Origin of the sequence: Candidatus Pelagibacter communis (genome assembly GCF_001180105.1) — a bacterium.
GTDB classification, from domain to species: Bacteria; Pseudomonadota; Alphaproteobacteria; order Pelagibacterales; family Pelagibacteraceae; genus Pelagibacter; species Pelagibacter ubique_K.
Map to the genome: position 1 here is coordinate 1 of NZ_CVSO01000010.1, position 2900 is coordinate 2900.

2 protein-coding genes are annotated in these 2900 nt (G+C 31.5%); both read right to left on the reverse strand.

Annotation, left to right across the window (positions count from 1 at the left end; all coding sequences use genetic code 11):
- A partial coding sequence (rpoB, locus tag AMN84_RS01395; RefSeq protein WP_075482751.1) for a DNA-directed RNA polymerase subunit beta occupies positions 1 to 2581 on the reverse strand: 2581 nt, incomplete at its 3' end.
- A 50-nt stretch (positions 2582 to 2631) separates the two neighbouring features.
- A partial coding sequence (rplL, locus tag AMN84_RS01400; RefSeq protein ID WP_075482753.1) for a 50S ribosomal protein L7/L12 occupies positions 2632 to 2900 on the reverse strand: 269 nt, incomplete at its 5' end.

Here is a 2900-nt window from a genome sequence, read left to right on the forward strand (position 1 = left end):
GAATATCTCTTGTTATATCTTCTTCACCAAGTTTTGTATCTCTGGCCATAACTTCGTATTCCTCTATATGAACTGAAGTAAATACATCGTCAGTCACGCATCTTTCTGATATTAATATCGAGTCTTCGAAATTGTAGCCCTGCCAAGGCATAAACGCGACTGTTACATTTTTTCCAAGTGCTAACTCACCAATCTTTGTTGAGGGACCATCAGCAATAATATCTCCACGTTTAACTTTGTCACCCACCCTAACTAATGGTTTTTGATTAATGCAGGTATTTTGATTTGATCTTTTAAATTTTTGTAAATTATATATATCAACTCCAGATTTTGAAAAATCAGTTTCACTTGTTGCCTTAATTACAATTCTTTTTCCATCAATTTTATCGACTACCCCATCTCTTTTAGCAACAATTGTTACTCCAGAGTCTAGAGCAACATCGCTTTCTATACCTGTCCCAACTAAAGGAGACTCTGGTTTTAAAAGCGGTACTGCTTGTCTCATCATGTTAGATCCCATAAGAGCTCTGTTAGCATCATCATTTTCTAAAAATGGTATTAGGGAGGCAGCTACTGACACAAGTTGTTTAGGGGAAACGTCGATGTAATCAATATTTTCGGGTTTAGATAAAATAAAATTTAAATTTTGCCTACTTGACACCAAATCTTCAGTAAATTTTCCATTTTTATCAACTTTAGAGTTTGCTTGCGCGATTGTAAATTTAGTTTCTTCCATTGCTGATAAATATTCTATTTTTTCCTGAACAACTCCGTTAACTACTTTTCTATATGGTGACTCAATAAATCCATATTTATTAATTTTTGAATAGGTTGATAAACTGTTTATTAGACCAATATTTGGTCCCTCAGGTGTTTCGATTGGACATATTCTTCCGTAATGGGTTGGATGAACGTCTCTTACTTCAAAACCAGCTCTTTCTCTTGTTAAACCGCCAGGTCCTAGTGCTGAAACCCTTCTCTTATGAGTAATTTCAGATAAAGGATTTGTTTGATCCATAAATTGAGATAGTTGTGATGTTGCAAAAAAGTCTTTTAGAGAAATTGTTAATGGTTTAGCATTAATCAAATCTTGAGGCATAGCAGACTCTACATCTAGTGTTGTCATTTTTTCCTTAATAGCTCTTTCCATTCTATAAACACCAATTCTTGCTTGATTTTCAACCAGTTCACCAACAGACCTAACTCTTCTATTCCCAAGATGATCGATATCATCGACTTCATCTTTACCGTCTCTTAGATCTAACATTTTTTTGACAATAGCAATTATGTCATCTGTTCTTAAGATAGTAATTTTATCTGAACAATCCAAAATTAATCGTGAATTTAACTTAACCCTTCCAACATCCGAGAGATCATATCTATCTGAACTAAAAAAAAGATTGTTAAATATTTGAGTTGCAATTTCAATTGTTGGCGGTTCGCCAGGTCTTAAAACTTTATAAATTTCGTTTATTGCATCATTTTTAGAGTTATTCTTATCATTAAATAAAGTTAGCAAAAGATAGGGACCTTTATTAATTGTGTTTGTGTATGCTAATTCTAAAGAAAATATCTTTGCTTCTATAAACTTTTCTATGATTGTTTCATTTAGTTCTGAGCCTATCTTAAATTCATCTTCACCAATTTTGACATCTTTTATTAAATATTTACCCAATAAATACTGATTGGATACATAAATTTCTTTAAGGCCATCAGATGCCAGTTTCTTTGCCTTAAGAAAGTTAATTTTTTCACCTTTTTTAATAATAATTTTTTTATTCTTTGCATCAATTATTTCCTCTGTAAAATTTTTAGATTTGTAATTTTCAGGATTAAATTTTGTTTTCCATTTTTTTTCGTTTTCGTCATAAGAATAAGTTTCTTTTTCGTAAAATTCTTTAACTATATCACTTTTGTTAAAACCTAGGGCTAATAATAATGTTGATACAAGTATTTTTTTCTTTCGATCAATTCTAAAATATAATAAATCTTTTACGTCGAACTCAAAATCTAGCCACGATCCTCTATTGGGAATTACTCGACAATTAAATAATAATTTTCCACTTGCGTGCGATTTACCTTTATCGTGATCAAAAAATACTCCTGGACTTCTATGCATTTGATTAACAACAACTCTCTGCACTCCGTTAGTAATAAACGTTCCGCTATTAGTCATCATGGGAACTTCACCCATATAAACCTCTTGTTCTTTTGCAGATAAAATATCTTTAGTATTATTTTCTTGATTTATTTCGTAGACTACTAAACGTAAATTACATTTTAAAGCTGAAGAGTAAGTTAGACCTCTTTGAATACATTCTTCAACATCAAATTTTGGTTTTTCTAATCTATAACTTATGTATTCAAGAGTTGCCTTATCGTTAAGATCTTCTATTGGAAAAATACTTTTAAATACACGATCAAAACCTTTTATAAATTGAGGAGCAACATCTTCTTTAAATTCTGTGAGCTCTTTGTAGGAATTTTTTTGAACTTCTATTAGGTTTGGTATTGATAAGCTTTCTTTTAATTTTCCAAAATTTTTTCTAATATTTTTTTTTTTAGTAAAAGATAATTGCATTTATTCCAACTGCTTTAAAAAATTAAAACAGCCTATAATTTTTTAATTCTTTATTTAAGCTCTACTTTAGCGCCAGCTGCCTCAAGTTTTTTCTTCATCTCTTCGGCATCTTTTTTGCTTACACCAGATTTAATTTCTTTTGGTGCACCCTCAACTAAGTCTTTAGCTTCTTTTAAACCAAGTGCTGTAACTGCTCTAACTTCTTTAATAACGTTAATTTTTTTATCTCCAGCTGAAGCTAGTACAACTGTAAATTCGTTCTTCTCTTCTGCTGGTGCGCCTCCCGCTGCTGCTGCAGCTGGTGCTGCTACTGCTGCGG